This is a genomic window from Verrucomicrobiia bacterium (genome assembly GCA_035574275.1).
In the GTDB taxonomy this organism is placed as follows: domain Bacteria; phylum Zixibacteria; class MSB-5A5; order DSPP01; family DSPP01; genus DSPP01.
In genome coordinates this window covers 1-25,853 of sequence record DATLYY010000072.1, presented here as the reverse complement: position 1 = coordinate 25,853, position 25,853 = coordinate 1, and the positions used below count along the sequence as shown (strand labels likewise).

Here is a 25,853-nt window from a genome sequence, read left to right as displayed (position 1 = left end):
GGGTTTTCTGGTCGCCAAAGGCGACTGTAACCCGCCCGCCTCTGTTTCGCGTTTTCGTAGGGGGCGGGCCTCGTGTCCGCCCGTTTTTTTGTCCCCCTTAACAAGGGGGACGAGGCCGAAGGCCGGAGGGGGTGTTTTTGTAGGGGCACGTTACCACGCACCCTTTTGTTGCGTAGCGGAGGTCTTCAGACCTCCACTTTTTCAGCAGGGGGGAGGAATGGAGGCATAAAAAATCAAGAGCAAAACAACCACATCAGCCGGGGAAATTTTTCCATCGCAATTCAAATCTCCCGCCGACGGCGCCGCCGGGAATGGGGCACCGTTAAAAGCAAAATTCAGCATTAACACCACATCCGCCAAAGTCATTACCCCATCCAAATTCAAATCCCCTTTCAGGGCAGGTAGTGGAGAATATTTGATTGTAACATAGTCCAATTGATTTTGAAGGTCGCTCCCTGCAAGGTATACGTTGCCATTCCGATCAACTGAAATTTTCGGAAATGCGTAATAAAAAACTGGCCCCGCATAACGCTTTTCCCAAAGAAAATTTCCGTTTGAATCATATTTCAAAATCACATAATTGTAAGTCGAGTCAATTCCAAAACTTACTCCCGCCACGTAGATGTTTTCCGCAGAATCCGACGATATGTCAAAACCTCTATCCAATCCACTCCCGGGCCCGTTATAGCTCCGCGCCCATAGCTCATTTCCGTCCGAATCATATTTGACTGTCACGATATCATTCTGATTTCCCGCTCCAGCGTAACTAAAGCCGGTCACATAAATATTATTCTGTGAATCGAAGACCATGGCGGTGGCAAAATCATCATGGTTTGCGCTCCCGTTAAAACGGGCGACCCATAACAGATTCCCTCCGGAGTCATACTTAACAGTTGTATAGTCGAGAAATGTAACGCTATCCCGGCTGGCCCCGGTAAGATAAATATTGCCGCTGTCATCTAACTTTAAGTCGATAGGAGAGCCAATAGAATTGCTCACCGACCACGCGATATCTGATCGCACCCAGAGTTGCGTACCGGTTGAATCGTATTTAATGCTTACCCATTCTGTTGGCCCCTGACAATGATTGCTATAACCGCCGACATAAACGTTCCCCAGTGAATCAACCCCAATTACATGAGGGAAGGTACTAACAGCATCTCCCCCAGGCGGAACATATCGCTCGGCCCAAAGTTGGTTTCCACTGGAATTGTACTTTATTGTGACAAAGTCATAGTAAATGCCGGAATAATAACCACAATTTCGACTAGCTCCTTGGCTAATTCCCGTGGCATAAACATTTCCGTTCTCATCAGCCGTAACCGCTATTCCAATATCCACTCCATTTATGGGCCCGTTATAGCGTGTTGCCCAGACTTGATTTCCATTGGAACCATACTTGATTGTTAAGCAATCATTCTCCGACGATGTTCCGCCCGTCACATACACATTCCCATTTTTATCCATAGCAAACAGGTTTGGATAATCTCCGGTATTTACCACGCCATTGTAATTTCGCAGCCAGAGTTGATTGCCGTTTCGATCGTACTTTATGGTAACAAGCTCGACGGAGGGTGTCCCTGTCCCACTGTGACCGGTAACAACCACATTTCCGCTGTCATCTACAGCAAGCCCCCTCATTTCGTCCGTTTTGTCTCCCACCCCATTGAAATAGCGCACCCAGGCGGTATCGACTTGGCAAAAAACCAAAACGGGAAATGCTAAAAAACCAAAAAATAGAAGGGCCGAAATTTTCTTAGCAAAGCTGCACATCTCTTTCAAATTATCGGCAAAAACTTCAAGTAAAACCGGGACTGAATGGCCTTCGCCTCTTAATTTCTCATAAGGTATTGGTGCATTATACGCCGATTTTCCGGTTTTAATAACCCTTTTTCAGCAAACCCCCTATATTCCCGCCGGTGAAAAAACAGCTTTCCCTTTGGCTCCCGCCGCTCGGCTACGCGCTTCTGATTTTTGCCCTTTCCTCCATCGAAAGCGCCTCCCTTCCCACCTTGCGGTTCGCGTGGAGCGATAAGTTTATTCATCTGGGGGAATACGGCCTTTTCGGCTTTCTTTTTGCCCGCCTTTTTGTCCAATTGGGATTGAAGCACCCCTATCTGTGGGCCGCCCTCGTCGCCAGTTTTTACGGCGCCACGGATGAAATTCACCAGTTTTACGTCCCCGGCCGGACAATGGAGGTATACGACTGGATTGCCGACACGCTCGGGGGCATCCTCGGCAGCCAAGCATGCCGGTTGTGGCTGAAGAAGTTTAGTGCGAGGTCAAAAGCCGATTTGCCAGCCGGGCAAACTCGAGAAAACCCAAATCCTCCGGCCGGGCTTTAGCCGGAATCCGCACTTCCTTAAAAATTGTCCCCAATATTTCTGGCGATTCAATTTTTCCCATAACCAGCGAATTCAAAAGCGTCTTCCGCCGGTGCAAAAACGCTTTCTTGACCACTTCAAAAAATTTTTCGGCGTCCTGCACGCCCCAAGGTGGTTGCGAATGAGGGAGAAGCTTAACGACGGTGGAGTTCACCTTCGGCTTGGGATAAAAATTCCCCGGCCCTACGTCCAAAAGCTTTTCCACTTCAAAGTGAAAACGCACAAAAAAGGTAAGCGGCGAATATTCGGACGTCTTCGGCCCGGCCAAAGCCCGCCGAGCCACCTCCCGCTGAATCATAATCACGGCCCGTTCGATTCTATCCTTCTGCACCGCCAGCCAGTCCAATATCGGGCTGGTCAAATGGTAGGGGATGTTGCCCACAATCTTGAATTTTCCCGCCGGCTCCAAATCCAAAAGCCGTACGCTTTGTATTGCCTGCGGCAAAATTTTGGCATTGGAAAAGGAGGCCAGCCTGGCTGTCAACTCTGGCAGAATCTTCTTATCCACCTCCACCGCCCAAAGTTTCGCGCCGCTTTCCGCCAGATGAACAGTTAGTGCCCCGCGGCCCGCGCCGATTTCCAGCACCAAATCGGGAGGCGACAATCCCAGAAAGGATACAATCTTTTTCTGGATGGTTTTGTTGATCAAAAAATTCTGCCCTAACGATTTTTTGGGCATTCAAATGCCAAAGGCGCGCGCGGCGTTGGCGGAGGTGATTTCAGCCATTTCTTCTTTTGAACGTCCGAGGATGGCCGCCAGTTTTTCCACCACCAACGGAATATACGCCGGCTCGTTCCGCTTCCCCCGATGGGGAACCGGCGCCAGATACGGACAGTCCGTCTCAGTCAAAATCAAATCAAGAGGCAAAATCTTGACCACTTCCGGCAGTGTGGACTTCGAAAAAGTGAGTGTCCCGTTGAAGGAAAGAAAGTACCGTTTTTCTATCGCTTTTTTGGCCTCTTCGACCCCTTCGCCAAAGCAGTGCAGAACCACTTTTTCCTCCCCCAAATCTACTTTTTCCAGAACTGCCCACGCCTCTTTGAACGCCGCCCGGATATGCATCACCAGCGTCTTCCCCGTCCGCCGCGCAAATTCGACCTGCGCTTCGAAAGCCCGATACTGCGCTTCCGCCGGGGCGTAATTGCGGAAAAAATCCAGCCCCGTTTCCCCAATAGCAACCACCTTTGGATGCCGGGCGTATGTTTCCATGTTTTTCAAAACTTCATCCGTAAAGTTTTCCGCCTCGTGCGGGTGTAGCCCAACGGAGGCAAAAAGCCCTTCATATTTTTCCGCCAGCTCGATGGCTTTGGCGATATGCTCTCCGTCCGTGCCGATGTTGATGATTTTATCCACCCCGGCCGCTTTTGCACGGGCGATTGTTTCCACGAAGTCTTGCTGAAAATCCGAAAAAGTCAGATGCGCGTGTGTATCAACCATTCTAATTGCGAGTATTTGGTAGCCCCGACTTTACTTGTCCCGAGCGCAGTCGAGGGAGTCGAGGATCTTTGCGCGGAAAAATAATAATTATTTCTTTTCGCCCAAAAGCTTCCACGCCCCCGGCAAAGCCAAAGTCGCCAGCCCGATTTTAACCACATCCCCGGCCAGAAAGGGGAGAACCCCCAAGCTGATTGCTTGGTTGAGGCCCACAAATTTCCCCAGCCACAGCGCCCCGAAACCGAAAATGACGATGTTCCCCAAAATCATCGCCAGAAAAGTGGTGGAAACTTTCCTATCCCACCCTTTTTCCGCCAGATACCCGACCAAGTAAGCGGCAGGAAGAAAACTTACCAGATACCCGCCCGTCGGTCCCAAGATTTTTGCAAAGCCGGCAACTCCGCCCGCAAAAACCGGCAGGCCGATTGACCCTTCCGCCAAATAAGCCAAAACCGCCGCCGTCCCCCGCCAGCGCCCCAAAAGCATCCCGACCACCAAAACGGCAAACGTCTGCCCGGTAATCGGCACGGGGGAGAAGGGAAGGGGAATGGCGACTTGCGCCGAAAGCGCAATCAAAAAATTCCCTCCCAATACCAGAAAGGAATCGTAAAGCCATGCATGTGTCTTCAGTTTTCCTACCGGCAGAACGTCCGCAAATACCATTCTTCCTCCTTTACGAAATCTCCGCCCCGGGCGGAATCTCCCCGTCCGGGGTGACGATAACCAGTTTTCCCTCTTTTTTCGCCGCCAAAAGCATCCCGCGCGATTCCACCCCGAAGATTTTGGCCGGTTTCAAATTAGCCACCATCACGATTTTCTTCCCGACCAGATTTTCCGGCGTGTAAAACTGGGCAATCCCCGCCACAATCTGACGAGTTTCTCCACCCAAATTTACCTGCAAACGCAAAAGCTTGTCCGATTTCTCCACCCGCTCCGCCTGTTCGACGACCGCCACTCGCAATTTTAGCCGGGCGAAATCCTGAATGGTAACGAGGCCATCTTTCTCCAAGGCAGCGCTTATCCCCGGAGCTTCGGCCGCGGTCCTTTCCTTTTCCAGCCGCGGAAAAAGCGGCTCTGGATGGGAAACCTTACTCCCCGCCTTTAGCCGTCCCCATTGAAAGAGTCCCAAAACCTCCGGCTCTTTTTCCACGTTTTGACCCAAATAAGCCAGAAGTTTTTGCGATTTTTCCGGCATAAACGGGTAATACAAAAGCGCCAAATGCCGCAAGGTCTCCAGCGTGTAATACAAAACGGTCCCCAATTGTTCCGTTTTCTTCTCCTTGGCCAAATTCCACGGCGCCTGCGAATCAAAAAACCGGTTGGCGGCCCTGACCAACTGCCCGATTTCATCCGCCGCCTCGGTCAGCGCGATGCGGTCGAAAAGCTCGGCGACTTTCTTCTCCGTTTTCTCCACTTCATTGGCCAAATCCAAAGCCGCTTCGTCCGGGCTTTTCGCTTCCGGCACACTCGAACCGAAATTCGTCTCCACCATCTTGATGGCCCGGCTCGCCAGATTTCCCAAGTCGTTGGCCAAATCGGCGTTGTAGCGGGCGGCAAACCGGTCCACCCGCAAATCCCCGTCCTGCCCAAAGCCGAAAGGGGTTAGCAAAAGATACCGCGCCGCATCCACACCGTATTCGGAAGCGAGATAAAGCGGGTCGATGACGTTCCCCAGCGACTTGGACATCTTCTGCCCGTTGACCGAAAAAAAGCCGTGCACGAAGATTCGGTCGGGTGGTTTGACCCCGGCCGCCAAAAGCAAGGCCGGCCAGAAAATGCAGTGGAACTTCAAAATATCTTTGGCCATCAGGTGCAAAACCTCCCCCTTTTGCCACCATAAATCAAAGTTGTTGGCGTCCGTGGAAAAACCGGAGGCGGTGATGTAGTTGATGAGCGCGTCCACCCAGACGTAGGTGGTCTGCTCCGGGTCGAAGGGAAGCGGCACCCCCCAGCTCTCCCGCTCGCGGGAAATGGAAAAATCCTCCAGCCCAACCTTGAAAAGCCCGAGCGTTTCCTTTTTTCGCTCCAACGGCTCGATTTTGATTTTATCCTCGTAAATCAGCTTCTCCACCTGCGGCAGATAGGAGGTGAGCCGGAAAAAGTAATTTTTCTCCTCCACCGTCTCCGGCGGAATGCGGTGGTAGATGCAAAGCCCGTTCTCCAAATCCTTTTCGGTGATGAATTTTTCGCACCCCGTACAGTAGAGTCCTTTATAGACGCCGGAATAAACCGCCTCCTTGCCGTCCGGCGTCTTGGCCTTCTTCAAGCGGGACAAAAACTCCTTCACCGTGTTGGTGTGCCGCTCCTCCGTGGTGCGGATGAAGTAGTCGTATTCGATTTTCATCCCGCTCCAGGCCTTTTTGTACTCGGCGGATACCTCATCGACGAAAACCTGCGGCGTCTTGTCGGCCCCCTTGGCGCTCTGGGCGATTTTGGTGCCGTGCTCGTCCGTGCCGGTCAGAAAGAAAACCTTCCGTTCCCGCTGCCGCCAAAAACGGGTCAAAACGTCCGCCGCCAAAGTGGTGTAGGTGTGCCCCACGTGCGGCCGGTCGTTGACGTAGTAAATCGGTGTGGTGATAAAGAGCGGCTTTTGCATCAGGACGCTTCCTTCTTTCTTCCGCAGTCGCAATCGCCGCAGCGTTTGGCTTTTCGGAACTGCAGCAAGCTCACCTTTTCCTCAAACCCGTCCGTATGCCGCACGGCCATAAACTCCTTCACAAAATTCAGCTTCACCACTTCCCCTTCCCCCCGCTCGGTGGCAAAACGGCTCCCCACTTTCGGGAACTGGGCCATCCCCCGGGCGTAATCCTCCTGCTCGTAGAGCAAACAGCACAAAAGCCGCCCGCAGTTCCCGGTGATTTTCTGCGGGTTCAAGGCCAGCCCTTGGTCCCGGGCGAACTGCGTCGAAATCGGCCGGAAATCTTTGATGAAAGTCGTGCAGCACTGCTTGAGCCCGCACCGTCCGTAGCCCCCCAGCCGCCGGGCCTCCTCCCGCGCCCCGATCTGCCGCATCTCGATGCGTGTTTTGTGGATGCCGGCCAGTTCCCGCACCAAGTCCCGAAAATCCACCCGCTTTTCGGCGGAAAAAAAGAAGATTATTTTGCTGCCGTCGAACTGCATCTCCGCATCCACCAGCCGCATCAAAAGCCCGCGCCCCTCCACGAGCGTCCGGCACTCCTGCAAGGCCTTTTTCTCTTTTTCCCGCACTTCCTTGTAGCGGTTCAAATCCTCCGGCGCCGCCCTGCGCAGAATGTTGAAAACATCCTCCTCCTTCTCGTATTCCCGGTCGGAGTAAATCACCCGCAAAAGCCGCCCCATATCCTCCCCTTTTTCGGCTTGGACGACGGCGAACTCGGACGGCCGGAGCGGCACCCGTTGGGGGTTGAAAAACTTGTCATACCGCGCCCCCTTGAACTCCAAAACCCAGTACTCGCTCATTAGATTTGGCGAATTTTCATCCTTTCGGCTTTAATATGCCCGCCCCCGGATGAAAAGTCAAAAGCTTATCGAGGGTTGGCTATACAGCAGCCGTTTACTTATATTTCAACCTAACAGCAATGATAGGCCAAACTGTTTCTCATTATAAAATTTTAGAGAAGCTGGGTGAAGGTGGCATGGGGGAGGTGTATCTGGCCGAGGATACCAATCTGGGCCGCAAAGTTGCCATAAAGTTTCTTGCCGCAGACAAAGCCGCCGACCCGGAAGCCCGCAAGCGCTTCATCCACGAAGCCCGCGCCCAAGCCCTCGTCGCCCACACCAATGTTGCCAGCTTCTATGAAGTCGGGGAGGAGCGGGACAAGGTTTTTATCGTAATGGAGCACATCGAGGGCCGGAAGCTTTCGGACCTGGCGAAGGCGGAAAAACTATCCTTGCCGGAGATACTGGACTTGGCCATCCAGATAGGAGAGGGGCTTCAGGCCGCTCACGAAAAAGGGGTGATGCACCGGGATATCAACCCGGCCAACATACTGGTCACTTCCAAAGGGACTGCCAAGATAACCGACTTCGGTCTGGCCAAATGGAAGGGGGCTTCCACCATCACCCAGACCGGCTTGCAAATGGGCACCGACTCCTATATGTCCCCGGAGCAGTTGGAAGGGAGAAAAGCCGATTTCCGCACGGACATCTTTTCTTTTGGAGTGGTTCTGTATGAGCTGCTATGCGCCCACCGCCCGTTTGAGGGAAACAATCGGGAGACCCTCTTCTATGAAATACTGTATGCTCAACACCAACCCTTGGCCCGCTACAATAACAAAACCTCGGAAAACTTAGAGCGCATTGTTTCCAAGTGCCTGTCCAAAAAGCCGGAGGAGCGCTATCAATCTATGGCCGATTTGGTGGCGGATTTGAAGAAGGAAAGGCAGGGCATCCAGCCCAGTGCATTCCCTCCTTTGTCCAAATCAAGAAAATGGCTCCCCTTTTTAGTTCCCGCTGGGGTTGGCTTGGCCGTTCTGCTTTTCCTGACTTTCAAGCCGTTCCAAATTAAGATAGGTTCCGGAGGGGAAGCAACAGCAGAGCAGAATTCCTTGGCCGTTATGTACTTCGAAAATGTGGCCGACCCGGAGGACAAGGACAAAACCGCCCAGATGATTACCTCCCTTTTAATCACCGATTTGTCCGAGTCGGAATATATGAACGTGGTGAGCCAGCAGCGGCTGTACGACATTTTGAAACTTCTGGGAAAAGAAGGTTCCAAGACGATTGACAGGGAGATTGCATCGGAAGTGGCGGAAAAAGCCGGGGCGAAATGGATTTTGACCGGCAAGGTAATGCAGGCCCAACCGGCTTTGGTCGTCACGGCGGAGGTCTCGGAACCCAAAGGAGGGAAAATTCTGGCCTCCCAGCGGGTTTCCGGCGCGCCCACCGAGGATTTGTTTGCCGTGGTGGACAAATTGAGCGTCGAGGTAAAAAAAGATTTGAAGCTTCCCGTGCAGGCCCAGGCCGAACCGGAGCGGCCGGTGGCCGATGCAACTACCCATTCACCGGAGGCGTATCGTTACTATCTGGAAGGGATGGATTACCTGTATAAACTGTATTTCCCGGAGGCGGAAAAAAGCTTTAGGAAAGCCATTGATTTGGACTCTACTTTTGCCATGGCCTATTACCAATTGGCTCACAGTTTGGACATGCAGGGCAAACCGGAGTCGAGAGCAACCGCGCTTCAAGCGGTAAAGTACTCCGGAAAAGTCGGCCCCTTGGAAAAGCGCTACATCAAATGCAGGGAGGCGCGTCTGTCCGGCAATGTGTTACTGGCTTTGAAAGAGTTTGAGAAAATAACGGCGGATTTCCCTCAAGAGAAAGATGCGTTTTTTATGATGGGGGCGATTTATGTGATGGAGCTTGGACAACCCAAAAAAGGGATCGGGCCCCTGCTCAAAACCATAGAGATTGACCCTCTTTACAAGCGGGCCTATAACACCCTGGCCTATGCCTACAATGACATCGGGGATTTTGAAAAGTCCATCTGGGCAATAAACAAATACATTGAACTGGCGCCGGAGGAGGCCAATCCCTACGACACCCGGGGCGACTTGTACGCCTACAATGGCAAGCTGGACGACGCGGCAGCCTCCTACCGGCAGGCTTTGGCAAGGAAGCCGGATTATTTTGCCTCATTGACCAAACTGGGGTATATGTATCTTTTCAAACGGGATTTTGCCCGCGCGGAAAGTTGTTTTCAATCGCTGGCCTCCAGCGGCGATAAGGGCATTCGCTCGGAGGGGCGGTTGTGTCTGGCTCAAATTCCCCTGTATCAGGGCAAATTCAACCAAGCCCTCGAGCTGCTGGACCAGGGAATAGCGGCTGACCGATTGGAACGGGCGGATGGGATGCCGTTGGGCAGGAAATATTTTACAAAAGCGCTCATCCACCGGGAAAAGAAAAGTTGGAAACCGGCGTTGGAGGAAATCCGAATAGCCGCGGAAATTTTCCATACGGCCAACCCCAAGGATGTGAGTTATGCCCGCGATTTTTATGCCGCCTTCTTGGCTGAAAACGGCGCAATGGCCCGCGCCGAGGAAATCGTCCGAACGCTGAAAAACGATATTGAAAAGAAAGATACCACCAAGTTGCGAAGATATTGGTACGCGGCCGGATGGGTGGAGTTGGCTAAAGGCAATGTGTCCGCCGCAATCACCCACCTGGAAAAAGCGGCCAAGGTCAGTACGGATTTCATCGTACACTACCAGCTTGCCAAAAGCTATCTCAAAGCTGGACGTTTGGGAGAGGCGGTCGGTGAATTTGAAAAAATTCTTCCGCGATATGATGAAAATCGAACCTATGTATTAATCTGGGCGGTGAAGGCCCACTACCTTTTGGGGCTGGCGTACGAGAAATCGGGCTGGAACAACAAGGCTATCGAGAAATATCAAGAATTCCTCGACATCTGGAAAAACGCCGACCCGGGGATTGCTGAAGTGGAGGATGCCAAACAGCGATTGGCGAATCTAAAAAAGAAAGTGTAGGGGCAGGTCCCCGTGCCTGCCCGTAATTCGTATTTGTAGGGGCGGGCCTCCGCGCCCGCCATCTCCTTTGTCCCCTCCATACGAAAGAGGGGATTAAAGGGAGGTTATCCCCGCCCTTTTGCTCTCAAAATCCTCGCAAACAACCAGAAAAGCGCCAGCCGGAAATTTACGTTCCGCTCCAAATCCACGCGCGTTTTGCTTACTTCTTGCAGGGCGGTCAAATAGGGAAAGGAACCTTTTTGTGCGGCGGTGATTTTTTCAAACTCCGGCCTCAAATCCAAACTCCCCGCCCGCTCCGGCTGTTTCAGTTCGGCAAAACAGAAAAGCTCCCACAAAAAGACCTCCAGCCAGGAAAGAAAGGATAAAACTTCATCCTTCTTGCGGGTGTCGGCCGCCTGCTTGAGCGCCAAAAAAAGTTGTGCCTGCTGGCCGGCCAAAGTTAGACGCAAAACCTCCCACGCCTGTTGCCGCCGTTCCTGCTCCCTCTCGTTTTGCAGAAAAAAAAGCTTGGCGATGCTTCCGGAAGCAGCCGTTGCAAGGTCGCCGGCTTCCTTTTTCCCCAACCCGAACTCCCGTTCGGCAAAACCGGCGACGATCTCGGTGGGAAGGGGGGGAAAGAAAAACCTCTGCGTTCGGGAAAGAATGGTGGGCAAAAGATTTTTGGGCCGCTCGGCAATCAAAATCAAAAGCGTGTTTTTGTGCGGCTCCTCCAAGGTTTTTAAAAGCTTGTTCGCCCCCTGCGGCAGTTGCAGCCGGTCGGCCTCCACGAGGAGGGCCACCTGCCAGTCCCCCTCCATCGGTTTCCGCGCCAGCCGGTCCTGCAGGGTCTGCAAATCGGAAACGGTGATAAAATCGGCATTCTCCTTCCAGACCGGGTCGTACAGATTTTTCTTTTTGCTCTCCAGAAAATGGGCGAAAATCTCCTGCCGCGCCTCCTCCTTTTTCCGCTCGGGCGGACTGCCAGCCGAGGGGAGAGGAATGGTGATTAAAAAATCGGGATGGGAGAAAGCGGAAACTTTTTTGCAGCCGGAACACTTTCCGCAACCGCTTTTTCCTTCACATAAAAGAATTTTTGCGAGCCAAACGGCGGCCGCAAACTTCCCCGTTCCTTTTTGCCCGTGGAATAAAAGCCCGTGCGGCAGCCGGTCGGCCGCCAAGGCCCGCCCAAGGGCGGACTGGACGGCTTCCTGTCCCAAAATCCCGTCGAAACCTACCGCTACCGCAGCCACTGTTCCGGATCCTCCTGCGTTTTCCCTTTGCGCACTTCGAAATGAAACCCGCTCCCCAAAGCCGAGGCCTCCGCCGAAACCGTGCCGATGGCGTCCCCCGCCGCCACGGGGCTGCCGGTTTCCAGATAAACATCCTCCAGCCGGGCGTACAGCGTATAATAACCCCCCCCGTGGGATAAAATCAAAAACTTTCCGTAGCCGCGCAGAAAACCGGAATACGCCACCGACCCGGCCGCCACCGCCCGCACCGGCTCCCCGCCGGAAACCTCGATGTCGATTCCGGGCTGAAAGGATACCACCTTGGTCACCGGGTCTTTGTGCGTGCCGAAGCGGGAAAGAACCCGCCCCGATACGGGCCACGGAAGCCCCCCCCGTAAATCGGCGAAGTTGGCTCCGGTTGGAATCGTCGAGGGGCGGGCCTTCCGCTTCTTTTCCAGTTCGGTGATGATGCGCAAGAGCTCCGCCGCCGACTGCTTCAAGCGTTCAATGGAGGCCAGATGCCCCTGCTTCTGCTGCCGTAGGGAGGCCAAAAGCACCTGCCGCCGCTCCTTGTTTCCCAAAAGCCGGCTCTCCTCTTTTTTTCGCTCCCGCTCAATCGCCCGCAAAGTCCCCGCCTCCCGCTCCAGCTTCACTTTCTGCGCCGCCAAGTACTCCTTCTGGTTCTGCACGAGCGAAAGCTCCTTTTTCTCCTGCGATAAAATCTGCCGGAAGTCGAAAAACCGCTCCAGCAAGAGCTGCGGCTCCGCCGCCGCCAAAAGGATTTCCGATTTCGCCTTCTGGTTGGCCACATAAAAATATTTCAGCCGCAGCCCCAGCCGCTCCTTCCGCTTTTCATACACCGCCTCCGACATGTCGAGCGTGGCCGCCGTCAGCTTGTGCCGCTTTTCCACTTCCCGTTTCTTTCTCGCCAGACGCTTGAGATACCGTTCGGTAAGCGCGATGTTGGCGTTCAGGTTGTCCAGCTGCTTGGAGACCGATTTCTCCTGCCGTTCCACCTCCGCCAGCTTCCGCCGTTCCCCTTCCAGCTCCTGTCGGATTTTCTTCAAATCTTCGGAGGCCTCCGCGGCATCCGCCGGGGTGCGGGCCACCGAATCGTAGTCGCTTTCCTGGGCGGCGAGGGGACCACCGGCTAAAAGCGCCAGCCCCAATGCGACCAGGAAAACTTTCATACCTTCAGCTCTTTTTTAATACCCAAAAAGCTCCCCGCCAGCCCAAGAAAGACCGCCAGCCCCAAGGTCAATAGCCCGGCCGCAAAGGGGAACATCGCCAAGGGGAGCGTGGAGCGCACGACCGCCAGAATCAGCCAGGCCACTCCGCCCCAGGCCAGAACCGCCGCCACCCCCGCAAGAAAAATTCCCTCCAGATAGTATGGAATGGTCAAAAACCCCCGCCCGGCCCCCAAAAGGGAGTAAAGCGCCACTGTCTGGGCGCGGGATTTCAAAACCAGCCGGATGGTGTTGGCGGTCAGCAAAATGACCCCCGCGCTCAAGGCGATAAAAAGCCACATCCCCAGCCGCTCCGTTTTGGCAAAGGCGTTTTCCAAATCCGCTGCCCAGCTTTCCGGGTACAAAACCTCCTCCACCCCCGGCATCGCTTTGAGAATTTCCGCCAGCTCGGCCAGCCCCTCCGGGGTCTTCCGGTCGGCGGCCGGTTCAACGGTAAAGGAAGCCGGCAGCGGATTGGCGGAAAGCTCCCCGGCAATCGACTCCCCCAAATCCCGCTCCAATTCGGCCAGAGCCGAATCGGAGGACTTGTACTCCACGGAGGCCACCCCGGAAAGCGCCCCGATGCTCACCTGCAGCGAATCCCGCTGCAGGTCGGAAAACTCCTCTGTCAAAAACGCCTGCAAAACCAGCCCCCGCTGCAGCCGTTCGGAAAAGAAACTCAAATTATAAGCCCCGACGAAATACAAATCCAAAAGCACAAAGGCCATCAAAAGCGAAAGCATCGATAAAAGGGTGTTCCCTTTTTCCCGCTTTATGCCGCGGAACGATTCCCGCACGAAAAATCCAAGACGCATCTTACGTCTGCCCCTCCCGGGTCTCCCCCAAAAGCTGCCCCCGGTCGATGAAATAGAATTTAACCCGCGGGCAGTTCACGTTCCCCGTCGCCGAGGTCAAAACCACGGCCTTTCCCGCCTCCGCCTCTTTTTCCAGCAGTTTCAAAGCTACTTCTGCCCGGGCGGAGTCCAAATTGGACAGCGGGTCGTCCGCCAGAATGAGCGGGGGAGAGGTGATCAACGCGCGGCATAGGGCGACCAGCGTCCGTTCTCCGAGCGAAAGCTCCGCCGGGCTTTTCTCCTTCTGGCCGAAAAGCCCCACCGCCGAAAGCCATTTCTCCACCTCCTGCTTCAGATTGGGGGGCTGCTGGGAGTCGAAAAAGAAAGGCAACGCCACGTTTTCGAAAACCGTCCGGTCGTAAAACAGTTTTTGGTCTTGGAAGATGTAACCGATTCGCCGCCGCCAGGGGGCCACCCCCCGCCGTTCGTTCCAGGGGGCCATCTTCCCTTCGACAAAGATTTCCCCCCCCTCCGGCCGTTCGGACAAATAGATAATGTCCAAAAAAGTGGTCTTTCCGGCCCCGGAAGGGCCGCAAAGGGCCACCAACTCACCCGGTTCGACGGAGAGCGTCGCCCGGTCAAAAACGGTACGTTGGGGAGGATAGCTCTTTTTGAGGTTCTTGATTAAAAGAAGAGGCGCCACGTCCTATGATACAACCAAACTAATCGCGCCGGCTTTTTATCAATACTTTTGAATATTGGGCCATGTTCTCCAAAACTTTCCCGGTTCCCCGCACCACGCAGGTGAGCGGGTCCTCCGCCACGTTGACGGGGAGATTGGTTTCCTGCCGCAAGCGCTTATCCAGCCCCCGTATAAGCGCCCCGCCGCCGGTTAAAATGATGCCTCTGTCCAAAATATCCGCCGCCAGCTCCGGTGGCGTCCGTTCCAAGGCTTGACGGACCGCTTCCACGATGGCGTTCACCGGCTCGGACAACGCCTCCCGGATTTGCACGGAGGAGATTTTCAAGGTCTTGGGAACCCCGGCGACCAAGTCCCGCCCCTTGATTTCCATCGATTCCTCTTTTTCGAGCGGGAAGGCCGAGCCGATTTTGATTTTAATCTCCTCGGCCGTCAGTTCGCCGATTAAAAGATTGTAATTTTTCTTGAGGTATAGGACGATCGCCTCGTTCAGCTCATCCCCCGCAATCCGGATGGAGGTGTTGTTGACGATGCCGTTTAAGGCAATCACGGCGATTTCCGAAGTCCCCCCGCCGATGTCGATAATCATCGACCCGGTCGGCCGGTCAACGGGCAGCCCCACGCCGATGGCCGCCGCCATCGGTTCCTGAATTAAATAAACCTCCCGCGCCCCGGCGTTTTCGGCCGAATCCCTCACGGCCCGCTTTTCCACTTCAGTGATGCCGGAGGGGACGGAGATGACGATGCGCGGTTTCATCAGATATTTGTGCCGCACCACCCGTTTGATAAAATCGGACAAAAGCCGCTCGGTGATTTCAAAATCGGCGATAACCCCGTCTTTCAAAGGCCGGATGGCGGCAATCTCCCCCGGGGTGCGTCCCACCATCTCCTTGGCCGCCGCGCCGATGGCCAAAACCCGCTTGGTGGAGGTGTCCACCGCCACCACGGAGGGCTCGTTCAAAACGATGCCCACCCCGCGCACGAATACCAGCGTGTTGGCGGTCCCCAAATCGATGCCGATGTCGTTCGAGATTAAATCGAAAAATCCCATTCCCGTGTCTCCTGTCCCATGGGGACTTTGCTTATGTGCGGTTTTCACCCCAATAAATATATCGGCCGATTAGGTTGATATAATCACTCCATCCGGCCTTTTTTTCTTTCTCCCAAATCCGGCTCAAAGCCCCCATTTTGGAGTCCAGTTCGTCTATGGAGTAGAGCACGAACGCCTCCGGCGTCTGCGGCACGATGGGGGAACCCTGCTCCCCCGTCCCCTGGTGGGACAAAATCAGGTGTCGCAGACGGAGCAAAAGCTCGGAAGGGAACCCCTCGATACGCTCGGCCAGAGTGGCGATGTAATGGTCCCCGGAATTGATGTGGCCGACGAGCCGCCCCTCCGTGGTGTAGTCAAAAAATCCGATGACCTGATACTGCCACACCTTCCCCGAGTCGTGCAAAAGCGCCCCCGTAGCCAGCAAATCGACCTCGACGAGGGGATAAAACGGCGCCACCTTCCGGGCAATCTCCGCCATTTGGAGCGAATGCTCCGCCAGCCCCCCTATATAATTGTGATGCCAAAGCTTTCCGGCGGGTGCGGCAAGGTAGGCGTCGAAAATCTTCCTGTCCGCGACAAACGACTCCAAAAGTTTCTTCAAATGCGGATTTTTGATTCGGCCGACCTCATCAACGAACCGCTTTTCCAGTTCCTCTTTGGAAAACTTGGAACGGGGGAGAATTTCGTCCAGCGAAAATTCTTCCCGCTTTGCGGGACGGATGTTCCGGACGCTTATCTGCAAATCATCCCGGTAGGTGGTCACCGTTCCTTTGACTTTGACCACGGAACCCACTTCTATTTGTTGATTGGTCGTTGCGGCATCCTCCCACATAACGGCATCCAGCCGGCCGCTGGCGTCCCCCAGTTCCAGCTTCAAAAAAAACCGGCTGTCGTATTCTTTCAGCTCCTTTTTCCTGACGGCGAAAAAACCGGTAACCTCTTCGCCCGCTTTCAAATCCCGAATGGCCAAATGCAAACGTCCTCCGGGTTGCCAAAAATCCCAAAAAGAGAAGAAAAGTCAAGCAAAAACATTAACCCCTTGATTTTATGCAAAACAAATCCGATAATAAAAATGAGGAGAGGATATGCCCAGATTTCGACTTTTGATCTTAACTGTTTCTATCTTTTGCTTTTCCGCTTTCCCCGCTCTCGCCTCCGACTGCACCGCCCCGGTTCTGCACTATCAACTGAAAGGTTTCTATCCGGGCGGGTGGTTCGGCCAAACTGTTGCCAATGTGGGGGACCTCAATGGAGATAATGTTCCCGATTTTATGGTCAGCGCCCCGCTCGCAAAAGTCGGTACTCTAAGCCAAGCAGGCTCGGTTTATGCTTACTCCGGTCTCGATGGCAGCCTGCTTTATCAGTTGAACGGTTCCATCGTAGCGGAGCACTTTGGCGGCTCCTACTCCGGAAGCAATCACGCTATTGCCGGAATTGGAGATATAAACGGAGATGGGAGATCCGATTTCGTTGTTGGCGCGCCCGATGCCAACTATGCGGCCGTATTCTCTGGTGCAGATGGAGACTCACTTTATAAAATTTGGGGAGATTCTACCACAAATTCCCTCGGTCATACCGTCGCTGGAACCGAAGATATCAATGGAGACCAAATACCCGATTTCATAATCGGTTCATCTCGCAGAGTATTTGTCTTTTCGGGGGCCGATGGAACCGTCCTTTTCGAAAAAACCGGTGCACCTGGACATACCACTTTCGGTTGGTCAATAGCCGGACCCGGCGATATTAATGGCGACAATAAACCGGACTTGTTAATTGGAGAATATTTCGCTTTGAATCCCGACATTAGCCGTAATACCGGGGCTACTTTTGCCTACTCCGGGTTAGACAGTTCTTTGCTTTATCAGCGAAACGGCTCAAACTCTCATGATTTAATGGGTTGGTCGGTAGCTGGTTGCGGGGATTTGGACGGCGACGGAAATAATGATTTTATCACCAGCGCTCCCTCGTTCGACAACTATTATTGTGAGGATTTCGGGCCGAGCTTTGCCTATGTTTTTTCCGGAGCTACCGGGGATTTGCTTTTCGAAAAAACCGCTGGACCTTCCGATGCGTTTGGATTGTCCGTAGATGGCGGTGGCGATGTAAACGGAGACGGAAATTTCGATTTTATTGTAGGGGCTCCAGGAGAATTCAGTACTTCTCGTTGCATGGAGGCAGAAGGGGCGAAAAAGCGTGGAGCTTATGTTTATTCAGGAACCGACGGCGAACTTATTTTCCAAATAACGAACCCTCTTGATTTTCCATACTATCATTTGGGCTGGTCAGTAGCATTCGCCGGAGATGTTAATGGGGATGGTAAAACAGATGTTATACTCGGCGACCCCGGCTTGCTCGTAGCTTCCCACCAGGATTCCGGGGCTGCTTACGTTTATGTCTCCAAAACCGTTCCCAAAGGCGACCTGAATTTCGACTCCACTTTAACCATCGCCGATATAACCAACCTGCTGAATGTCGTCTTTATCGATAGTTCGTCTGCCATTTCCCCCTGCACCGCCGATTTAAACTGCGATGGGGCTTCTTCTCCGGCGGATATAATTCTTCTGCTCAACCGGGTTTTTCTGCAAACCGCCCTGCCCTGTTCATAGCGATTTTCATCAAAAAAATTCTTTCAAGTGAAAATGGTTTCTTGTAGGGGCAGACCTCTGTGTCTGCCCGTTTTTATGTCTTAATCCCCAACACCTTACAAAATTCCCCAAAATTTTTTCCCTCCCAAAATCGCCCCTTTTCCCGTTTTTCTGCATTTTTTCCCCTCTAATCTCTTTCCTCCCAACGAAATAGCGGAAACGCAACAACTTCGGAGTGAATTTCGCAGGGTGGGCCTATAGTAGAGGGACGTGGTTCGGGGTAATCCCCAAGCCGCCATCCCTCTTTAACAGGGGTTGCGAGGTGGGGACGAATCTCCAATCTCCAGTCTCCAATCTCTGTAGTGCAACGGGTCGGTTTGGGCATTAACAGACGGAGATGCCTATAACCGAACCCCGCAAGGTCAAGGGAACCGGTACCGACCAAAGAACACGGCTCCCCCCCTTCCGGGGTTTCTTTCCCTCCCATTGGTCCGGGGGAAAGGACGGCAGGAAAACCTCCAAACCGCCGGCCTCTCTTGTGAAAGAACGGAGGTTAGCAAACGGGATAGGCCGGCTATCCGATCCGCCGCTGTGACAGAGTTTGCCGCACAGGCCAGGCAGAACAATTTCCGGGCAAACCACTCGGAGAGCCGACCGCAGGATACTGGTTGCGGTCCGTTCCGAACTTTCACTGCCGTTTTAAACCCCGTTGCGCGAAACAAAAGAAACAAAAAAAGGGAAACCGTAGGGGCGGGCCTCCGTGCCCGCCCTTACCCTCCCTTTAAATAACCTTTTGCCCCACCCTCCGCGGTGGCGCACATTGGTTTTTGTAATGTGCGTGTCGGAAGGCCGGAGGAGTTGCATTTTCGCTCCCTTTTCGGAGTGGAATCTGCTTCGTCTTGTCCCCTCTCCTTGTAGGAGAGGCTCAGGGAAAGGTTGCATTTCCCCCTGCAAAATCCCCCCGATTTTGCAGCAATTAAAAAACGATGTCTATACCTGCGTCCAAAAACCCCAAAATCACAACTCTTTTGCTTTCGTTTTTGCCAATCTCAAATCTCTAATCTCTGTCTTAAAGGGGGCGGGTGGGGCGGACGAATCTCTAATCTCCAGTCTCCAATCTCTGTCTTATAACGGCTGCCTTCCCGCAAACCCGCTTTCCAAATCATGCCAGTATCCGACTTCCTTTTCCCCAATCATCCAGCACAAAAAAACCTCCCGCCCCCCCAAAAGATGCGGAAAATCCACCAGCCCCCGCTCCACATCTTTGACGACTATCCCCTTTTCTTCCACCTGGTCCAAAAGCTTCTGGATTTTCTGGTTCTGGGCAAAATGATAATCCGCCTTTTCCCCGCCCCCGTTTCCCTTGGCCGAATCCAATACCTCTTGCCGCTCCGCGCTCCGTTCCTCCAGCTCGTCCTGAATGGTGTGCACCTGCTCAAAAATTTTCGCCAAAATCGGCAAAAGCCCGTTCGCTTCGGCCAGCGTAAAATGCTTTTTGAACTGGTGCTTCATCCCGTCAGCTAAAATAACAAACGGGGTTTATTCGGGGAATTAATTTGTCTCAAATATCGAAGACTTTACTCGAATTTCCTAAGCCGCAGCGAATTGGTAACCACGAAAAGGGAGGAAAAAGCCATCGCCATTGCCGCTATCATCGGATTTAAGGTGAGGCCAAACGCCGGATACAAAACCCCGGCGGCTATGGGAATACCCAGAATGTTGTAGCCGAACGCCCAGACCAGATTCCATTTGATGGTGGCAAGCACCCGGCGGGAAAGGCGGACAAGGTAGGGGAGAAGCTTCAAATTGTCATTGAGCAAAACCACCTCCGCCGATTCAAGCGCCAAATCGCTCCCCCGGCGGACTGCTATCCCCACGTCCGCTTCGGAAAGCGCCACGGCGTCGTTCACGCCGTCGCCGACCATTCCCACGGTCTTTCCCTCCTTTTTCAACTCCCGAATCCAGTTCCCCTTCTGGTCCCCGCGCACTTCTCCCCGCGACCGCTCGATTTGCAACTGGAAGGCGGCATGCTCGGTCATCTCCCGCCAATCGCCGGAAAGCATAAACGGCTCCACCCCGATTTTTTTCAGTTCCGCAACGGTCTCTGCCGCCTCCGGCCGCAGCTCATCCGTCACAAAAAATCGTGCCGCTTCCTGGTTGCCGACCGCCAGATACACTTGCGAAAAGGGGGAATGCTCTTCGTCCCATTCCGTTCTGACGGTGACCTGATTTTCCTCTAAAAAATGCCGTGAGCCAATCATAATTCGTTTTTCCCCGGCATACGCCGCCACCCCCTTGCCCGGAAAAGAGCGAAAATCAGAAACCGGCACTTCGGATGCCCCCTCGTTTTTGGCAAACTCGACCAAAGGCGCGGCAAACGGATGTTCGGAGAGCTTTTCGGCGGACAAAAGAAGCGTTAGGATTTCCTTTTTCTCCCCTTTGAATTTCCACTTTTCGACTTTTGGCTTTCCGGATGTCATTGTCCCGGTCTTGTCCAAAACGAGGGTCTGAAGTTTGCTCGCTTTTTCCAAGGCCAAGGCATCCTTGATTAAAATCCCTTTTTTCGCCGCCCGTCCCGCCCCGGCTATCAAGGCCATCGGCGTCGCCAGTCCCATGGCGCAAGGGCAGGCGATGATTAAAACCGCCGTGGTCATCTTAAGTGCAAAACTCACCCCCGGCCCAAAAACAGCCCAAGCGGCAAATGTGAGAAGGGCAATGCCCAGAACTACCGGAACGAAAACCGCCGCAATTTTGTCCACCAGCCGCTGCACCGGCGGCTTGGAGCTCTGGGCCTGTTCGACGAGAGAAGCAAGCGTGGTCAGATAGCTCCGTTTTCCCGCCCGCCGCACAGCCATCCGAAAAGCCCCCTCCCGGTTGATGCTCCCGCCTATGACCCAGTCGCCGGGCCCTTTGGCAGCCGGCACCGATTCGCCGGTTACCAGCGCTTCATCCACGCTGGAGCTCCCTTCCAGAATCTCCCCATCCGCCGGCACTTTTTCCCCGGGACGGACGAGCGCAAAATCTCCCGGAAAAAGCGCCCCGGTCGGCACCTCCTTCTCCTGCCCGTCGGGGCTCAATACCCGCGCCTTCTGCGGAGCCAGATTTAAAAGCGCCTGCGTCGCTTCCCGTCCGCGATGCCGGGCCGAGGATTCAAGGAAACGTCCCAGCAAAATCAGAGCGATAATGACCGCCGCCGTCTCGAAGTAAAACTCCGGAGATGTTCCGGTGGAGAGGAATTGAAAACCGTTCCAAACCGAGTAGAAGTAGGCGACGCTGGTGCCCAAAGCCACCAGCGTATTCATATCCCCGCGAAAGTGTTTGAGCTGCCCCCAGGCGCCGCGGTAAAACTGTGCCCCACCCCAGAATTGGATGAAAGTCGATAAGGGAAAGCTGACCCAGAAGGTGAGCGTGTGGTCGAAGTGAAACATCCCAAAAACAAAAACGATGGCCGAAGCCGCCAGAATGGCCGCCAGTTTGAATTTTTCCTTCCGGTAGCCGGAATCGGAGATTTTTTCTTCAATTTCCTCCGTTTTTGAAAATGCGATGCCGGCCGACTTTAGTTTTAAACCGATTTCCTCCAGCGTCACCAGTCCGGGCAGGTAGTTCACTTCCAGACAGCAATCGGAGGTCCTGGCGTTTATCACGCCCCAAACCGAAAGCACCTTTCCCTGCGCGCCAGCGGGAATTCCGTTCTCAAAATGGACAAGCCCCCGCCGGGCTGGCACGCCGTAGCCGGAGTTTCTGACCGCCTCTGACAAAGTGGGGAGGTCGGTTTTGTTTTTGTCAAACTCCACCGCCGCCGACTCGGTTACCAAACTCACTTCCGCCCGCAAAACGCCGGGGGTTTTGGAAAGCCCCTGCTCCACGGAACGGACACAGGAGGCGCAGGTCATCCCTCGAATGGGCAGCACCACCCGCTCTTTTTCAGAAGTCGTTGTTGAAGTGATTACGGCCACGGCGCTAAACCTGCGCCGTGATGTAGAACAAATCCCCCCGGCGCACCAGAAGCAAAACCACCTTCTGCCCCCGCTTCAGCCGCTTCATCTGCCGCTCGTACTCCGCCGCCGAGCTTACCTCCGCCTTGTTGATTTCCAGAATCACGTCCCCCTCCTCCACGCCGATAAGCCCCGCCGTGGAGTTCGGCTTCACCTCGGTGACCACCACCCCGCGGGAAAAGTCGATTCCCATCTGCCGGGCCAAATCCGGAGTCAAATCGGTGACATAGATGCCCAACTTTCCTTCCTGTCCCCTTCGAGAAGCGGGGGGATTTTCGGCCGACAGGGAGGCTTTGCGAACGTCCTTTTTGCGCCAGAAGGTCAATTCAAAGCTGTTCCCGCTGCGGGTGGTCCAGACAAAATCCTCCCAGTCGGTGGCGTTCAATATTTTTTTCCCCTCCACCTCGGTAATCACGTCCCCGCGCGAAAGGCCGGCCCGCTCCGCCGGGGAGTTTTTGTCCACATTGGAAACCAAAGCCCCCTCGGAGAGCTGGAGGTTCATGCTCTGCGCCAGAAGCGGATTTAAACTTTGAACATCCACCCCAATCCAGGGGAGCACCACTTCGCCGTGTTCAATCAAATCCTCCATCACCCGCCGTGCCCGGTTGGCCGGAATGGCAAACCCGACCCCCTCCGAGCCCCGGCTGGAGGAAAAGATGAAGGTGTTGATGCCGACCACTTCGCCATCCGCATTGACCAACGGCCCGCCGGAATTGCCGGGATTGATGGCCGCGTCGGTCTGAATCATTTTGCGGTAAATCCGGTTCCCCTGCCCCACCTGCCGTTTGAAATCCCGCCCCAGAGCGGAAATCACCCCGGCGGTGACCGTGGGATGGGGGTCGTCCAGCAAATAACCGAATGGGTTGCCGATGGCGATGGCCCATTCCCCGATGACCAGATTGTCCGAATTTCCCAGCCGGGCGTACGGCAAACCTTGCCCGTCGATTTTCAAAACCGCCAAGTCGCTCTGCAAATCCTCGCCGATGACCTTCCCTTTGTATTCCTCGCCGGAAGGGAGAGTCACGCGGATTTCCTCGGCCCCCTCGACGACGTGCTGGTTGGTCAGAACGTATCCCCGCGGGTCGGTGATGACCCCGGAGCCGATTCCGTGCACTTTTTGCTTGAACTCCCGCGGGCGCAAAAAGAAGCTCCAGATGTCGTCCAAATCATCCCCGCCGAAGGGGTTGAAATAGGGGGCGCCCCGCACCACGCGGGTTTGGGTGACGGAGATGGAAACCACTGCCGGGCCCACTTTTTCCGCCGCTTCCACGATGGCATTGCGGCGGGATTCGGGGATATCTTTTTTGAAGGGTTGCGGCGCGCGGGCGAGAATCATCCGCGCCCCGCCTTCTCCGGTTTGCGGGGCGCCGAAGCGGTTGGAGCTGTCCGGCCCAAGGAAGGCATAGGTGAAAACCGAACCCAAAACCGCCCCCAGAAAGGCAACCCCCAAGATTAAAGCTATCGATTGTCGTCTGTTCATATCACCTCAAGGAAGAATTCCCTCTTTTTAAACCTAAAACCGGACTTTCGAGCGGCCGGTTCCGCGGCGAGGCCGCCCGAAGCCGCATCCCAGCTTATTATACGCCGGGGGAAAAGACCCGTTTAGCCGAGCGCCTGCTCCAAATCGGCGATTAAGTCGTCCCCATCCTCGATGCCGACCGAAATCCGGACAAGCGAATCGGATATTCCCTTCTCTTCCCGCACCTCTTTGGGAACCGAAGCATGGGTCATCAAAGCCGGATGCTCGATGAGCGACTCCACCCCTCCCAAACTTTCCGCGAGCGAGAATATTTCCGTCCGCTCGCAGACCCGTTTGGATTCCTCCAAACCGCCCTTAACTTCAAAACTTATCATCCCGCCGAACCCCCGCATCTGCTTTTTGGCAATCTCGTGCCCCGGATGCTCGCCCAAGCCCGGGTAATACACCTTTTTGACCTTCGGGTGGCTCTTCAAAAACCGGGCAATTTCTCGCGCATTCGCTTCGTGCTTTTCCATCCGCAAGGCGAGCGTTTTCACCCCGCGCAGAACGAGGAAGGCGTCCAAAGGCCCCGGCACGCTGCCGACGGCGTTCTGGCAGAACTTCACCCTTTCGTAAATTTTGTCGTTGGAGGTCAGAATCGCCCCCCCCACCACGTCGCAATGCCCCCCCAGATACTTGCTGGTGGAGTGGAGCACCACATCCGCCCCGAAGTTCAAGGGATTTTGCCAGTAGGGGGTGGCAAAGGTGTTATCCACGGCCACGATGGCGTTGCGGTTGTGCGCCAGCTTGGAAGCCCCCGCCAAATCGACGATTTTCAAAAGCGGGTTGGTGGGGGTTTCCAGAAAAATCAGTTTGGTATTGGGCTTGATTGCCCGCTCGATATTGGAAAGATTGGAGGCATCGACGTAGGTGAACTCCAGCCCGTAGGAGCGGAAGACCTTTTCAAAAATCCGGTAGGTGCCGCCGTACAAATCATCCGAGGCGACGACGTGGTCTCCCTTTTCGAAGTAATTCATCAAAGCCGAAATCGCCCCCATCCCGGAGGAGAAACAGATGCCGTACCGGGCCTCTTCCAGCGAGGCCAAACAGGCCTCCAAGGCCGTCCGGGTCGGGTTCTGCGTGCGGGCGTATTCGTACCCCTTGTGCTTGGCCACTCCTTCCTGCACGTAGGTGGAGGTCTGGTAAATCGGCGTGGAGATGGCGCCCGTGGTCGGGTCCGGCGCCTGCCCGGCGTGTATCGCCCGGGTGGAAAACCCCTGCTTTTTCCGCTTCGGCCTTTCCGTACTGCCCATCTTTACTTCCATTCGCTCTTTGAGCATACAAACTCCTTAAAGTTCATATTTTTCGAGAAAAATATAAAATCTCCAAAGGGTATAATCGGCCTAAAAGCTCTAAAAGGCAAGGGGACGTCTTAACAGGGAGGCAGAATTCCTAGAAATACGAGATTCAATAACAGAACCACATCCGCAGGAGAAAGCTGCCCGTCACAATTCAAATCTGCCACTTCCAATGGACAGTCTCCAATTAGCAAAAATATGCAGTTTAATTCTAAAACAACATCGGCAGGACTAAACATCCCGTCTCTATCTAAATCACCCCGGTTTGGCACAAATTCAAAGGCACCTATATCTACGCGCGAGCCGCCGCCGGGTGGAATCGGAGTACCTGGGTCGCCTGCATCCACGCACGGAGACTCTCGCTCGAGTGAGTAGTCGAATGGCTGACCTCCTTTGAAGAGAGGATCTGTAAAAATGTTTCCGGTATCAAGGGGATCCGTTGAGGGGACAGTTACCTGGAAAAAATCGTTATAGGACATTGTCACGGCATAACTGCCACCTGAGACTCCAGTATTTAGGTTTGCGAAAATATTATTCAGTATCTTCGAACCGGCATTGGTTCCTGTAAAAAATATTCCGTACGGGCCGCTATTGTTGGCTATAGTGTTGTTAATAGCAAGGAAACTGTCTACAACATAAACAAGCCAATCATTCCTATTTTCCACGATTAAATTCCGTTGCAAAAGTGGATTCACACTAACGAATTCGATTAACCGATTCCCCGCATTTAATCGTAATACGTTGGAAATTATTTTCGGAGATTCACCTTGCGTTCTTATGGCTGGCACCCCTGAAATGTTCTGAATCACGTTGTTTTGGACGTAGCCTGAGGAATTTTGCAACAGTATTGCAGCCGGCACGCCTATCGTGATGCCTCCGGACTCAACCGTAAATCCCTCAAACCGAGAAAAATCGTTGGTGCCATCAAGCAGGACAATAGGGCTTCCGCCCGATGCGCTTATCAGAACAGTGCTATCTGCGCCTTTGGAACTTATGATTCGTATATTTTTCCCAATGACTCTTACGTTCTCATGGTAAACGCCAGGAAGCACATATACTGCTCCCCATTAGTGACAGGGTAGGATGAATGGAGTAGATTGTGGCTGAATTCACAAGGAGGATTCAGCGATGCGGAAGCGGGTCTTTGACGGCAAGACCAAAGCGAAAGTAGTTTTGGAGGGGTTGCGGGGGCGT

At 54.1% G+C, this 25,853-nt stretch carries 20 protein-coding genes; 3 read left to right on the top strand and 17 right to left on the bottom strand.

What is annotated here, in order from left to right; all coding sequences use genetic code 11:
* Positions 1-201: 201 nt before the first annotated feature.
* Entirely contained in the window at positions 202-1,773 is a 1,572-nt protein-coding gene (locus VNL73_09775; protein ID HXF49695.1) for an SBBP repeat-containing protein, read from the bottom strand.
* 146 nt (positions 1,774-1,919) lie between these two features.
* Here VNL73_09775 and VNL73_09770 point away from each other — a divergent pair, with 146 nt between their 5' ends.
* Positions 1,920-2,345, top strand: coding sequence for a VanZ family protein (locus tag VNL73_09770; GenBank protein HXF49694.1), 426 nt, complete (start codon positions 1,920-1,922; stop codon positions 2,343-2,345).
* On the opposite strand, the gene rsmA is transcribed toward VNL73_09770, so the two are convergent.
* The 5 genes from rsmA to ricT all read right to left on the bottom strand — a co-directional run bounded on the left by rsmA (position 2,272) and on the right by ricT (position 7,257).
* Positions 2,272-3,063, bottom strand: a complete 792-nt coding sequence (gene rsmA, locus VNL73_09765; protein ID HXF49693.1) for a 16S rRNA (adenine(1518)-N(6)/adenine(1519)-N(6))-dimethyltransferase RsmA — start codon at positions 3,061-3,063, stop codon at positions 2,272-2,274. The two genes, VNL73_09770 and rsmA, sit on opposite strands and share 74 nt — an antisense overlap.
* Positions 3,064-3,822 carry a TatD family hydrolase gene (locus VNL73_09760; GenBank protein ID HXF49692.1) on the bottom strand — a complete coding sequence of 253 codons (759 nt, stop codon included), beginning with the start codon at positions 3,820-3,822 and terminating at the stop codon, positions 3,064-3,066.
* Positions 3,823-3,909: 87 nt separating this feature from the next.
* Positions 3,910-4,482, bottom strand: a complete 573-nt coding sequence (locus tag VNL73_09755) for a biotin transporter BioY (GenBank protein HXF49691.1) — start codon at positions 4,480-4,482, stop codon at positions 3,910-3,912.
* A 10-nt stretch (positions 4,483-4,492) separates the two neighbouring features.
* Complete coding sequence (metG, locus tag VNL73_09750) at positions 4,493-6,415, bottom strand: methionine--tRNA ligase (GenBank protein ID HXF49690.1); 1,923 nt, start codon at positions 6,413-6,415, stop codon at positions 4,493-4,495.
* A complete protein-coding gene (ricT, locus tag VNL73_09745; GenBank protein ID HXF49689.1) occupies positions 6,415-7,257 on the bottom strand; it encodes a regulatory iron-sulfur-containing complex subunit RicT in 843 nt (280 codons plus the stop codon). Before ricT ends, metG begins: the two co-directional genes overlap by 1 nt.
* 119 nt (positions 7,258-7,376) lie before the next feature.
* Here ricT and VNL73_09740 point away from each other — a divergent pair, with 119 nt between their 5' ends.
* Positions 7,377-10,283, top strand: a complete 2,907-nt coding sequence (locus VNL73_09740; protein HXF49688.1) for a protein kinase — start codon at positions 7,377-7,379, stop codon at positions 10,281-10,283.
* Between the two features lie 104 nt (positions 10,284-10,387).
* Here VNL73_09740 and VNL73_09735 read toward each other — a convergent pair whose 3' ends face one another.
* The 6 genes from VNL73_09735 to VNL73_09710 are packed head-to-tail and all read right to left on the bottom strand — an operon-like array spanning position 10,388 to position 16,238.
* Entirely contained in the window at positions 10,388-11,512 is a 1,125-nt protein-coding gene (locus VNL73_09735; GenBank protein HXF49687.1) for a hypothetical protein, read from the bottom strand.
* Positions 11,500-12,681, bottom strand: a complete 1,182-nt coding sequence (locus VNL73_09730) for a peptidoglycan DD-metalloendopeptidase family protein (protein ID HXF49686.1) — start codon at positions 12,679-12,681, stop codon at positions 11,500-11,502. The genes VNL73_09735 and VNL73_09730 overlap by 13 nt, the downstream gene beginning before the upstream one ends.
* Positions 12,678-13,532, bottom strand: coding sequence for a permease-like cell division protein FtsX (locus VNL73_09725; protein HXF49685.1), 855 nt, complete (start codon positions 13,530-13,532; stop codon positions 12,678-12,680). Before VNL73_09725 ends, VNL73_09730 begins: the two co-directional genes overlap by 4 nt.
* Before the next feature lies 1 nt (position 13,533).
* Positions 13,534-14,214 carry an ATP-binding cassette domain-containing protein gene (locus VNL73_09720; GenBank protein ID HXF49684.1) on the bottom strand — a complete coding sequence of 227 codons (681 nt, stop codon included), beginning with the start codon at positions 14,212-14,214 and terminating at the stop codon, positions 13,534-13,536.
* 19 nt (positions 14,215-14,233) lie between these two features.
* Positions 14,234-15,262: a rod shape-determining protein gene (locus tag VNL73_09715; protein ID HXF49683.1), complete on the bottom strand. Its 1,029-nt coding sequence runs from the start codon at positions 15,260-15,262 to the stop codon at positions 14,234-14,236.
* 31 nt (positions 15,263-15,293) lie between these two features.
* A complete protein-coding gene (locus VNL73_09710; protein HXF49682.1) occupies positions 15,294-16,238 on the bottom strand; it encodes an HD domain-containing protein in 945 nt (314 codons plus the stop codon).
* A 109-nt stretch (positions 16,239-16,347) separates the two neighbouring features.
* Here VNL73_09710 and VNL73_09705 point away from each other — a divergent pair, with 109 nt between their 5' ends.
* Entirely contained in the window at positions 16,348-17,868 is a 1,521-nt protein-coding gene (locus tag VNL73_09705; GenBank protein ID HXF49681.1) for an FG-GAP-like repeat-containing protein, read from the top strand.
* 1,104 nt (positions 17,869-18,972) lie between these two features.
* Here the strand turns inward: VNL73_09705 and VNL73_09700 are convergent.
* The 5 genes from VNL73_09700 to VNL73_09680 all read right to left on the bottom strand — a co-directional run bounded on the left by VNL73_09700 (position 18,973) and on the right by VNL73_09680 (position 25,711).
* Entirely contained in the window at positions 18,973-19,359 is a 387-nt protein-coding gene (locus VNL73_09700; GenBank protein ID HXF49680.1) for a DUF2203 domain-containing protein, read from the bottom strand.
* A gap of 65 nt (positions 19,360-19,424) precedes the next feature.
* Positions 19,425-21,803 (bottom strand): heavy metal translocating P-type ATPase, encoded by a 2,379-nt coding sequence (locus tag VNL73_09695; GenBank protein ID HXF49679.1) that lies wholly within the window; start codon positions 21,801-21,803, stop codon positions 19,425-19,427.
* A 4-nt stretch (positions 21,804-21,807) separates the two neighbouring features.
* The gene (locus VNL73_09690; GenBank protein ID HXF49678.1) at positions 21,808-23,322 is read right to left on the bottom strand and encodes a Do family serine endopeptidase; all 1,515 of its coding nucleotides are present in this window, start codon (positions 23,320-23,322) and stop codon (positions 21,808-21,810) included.
* A 122-nt stretch (positions 23,323-23,444) separates the two neighbouring features.
* Positions 23,445-24,614: a cystathionine gamma-synthase gene (locus VNL73_09685; GenBank protein ID HXF49677.1), complete on the bottom strand. Its 1,170-nt coding sequence runs from the start codon at positions 24,612-24,614 to the stop codon at positions 23,445-23,447.
* A 119-nt stretch (positions 24,615-24,733) separates the two neighbouring features.
* Positions 24,734-25,711 carry a right-handed parallel beta-helix repeat-containing protein gene (locus tag VNL73_09680; GenBank protein ID HXF49676.1) on the bottom strand — a complete coding sequence of 326 codons (978 nt, stop codon included), beginning with the start codon at positions 25,709-25,711 and terminating at the stop codon, positions 24,734-24,736.
* Positions 25,712-25,853 lie beyond the last annotated feature (142 nt).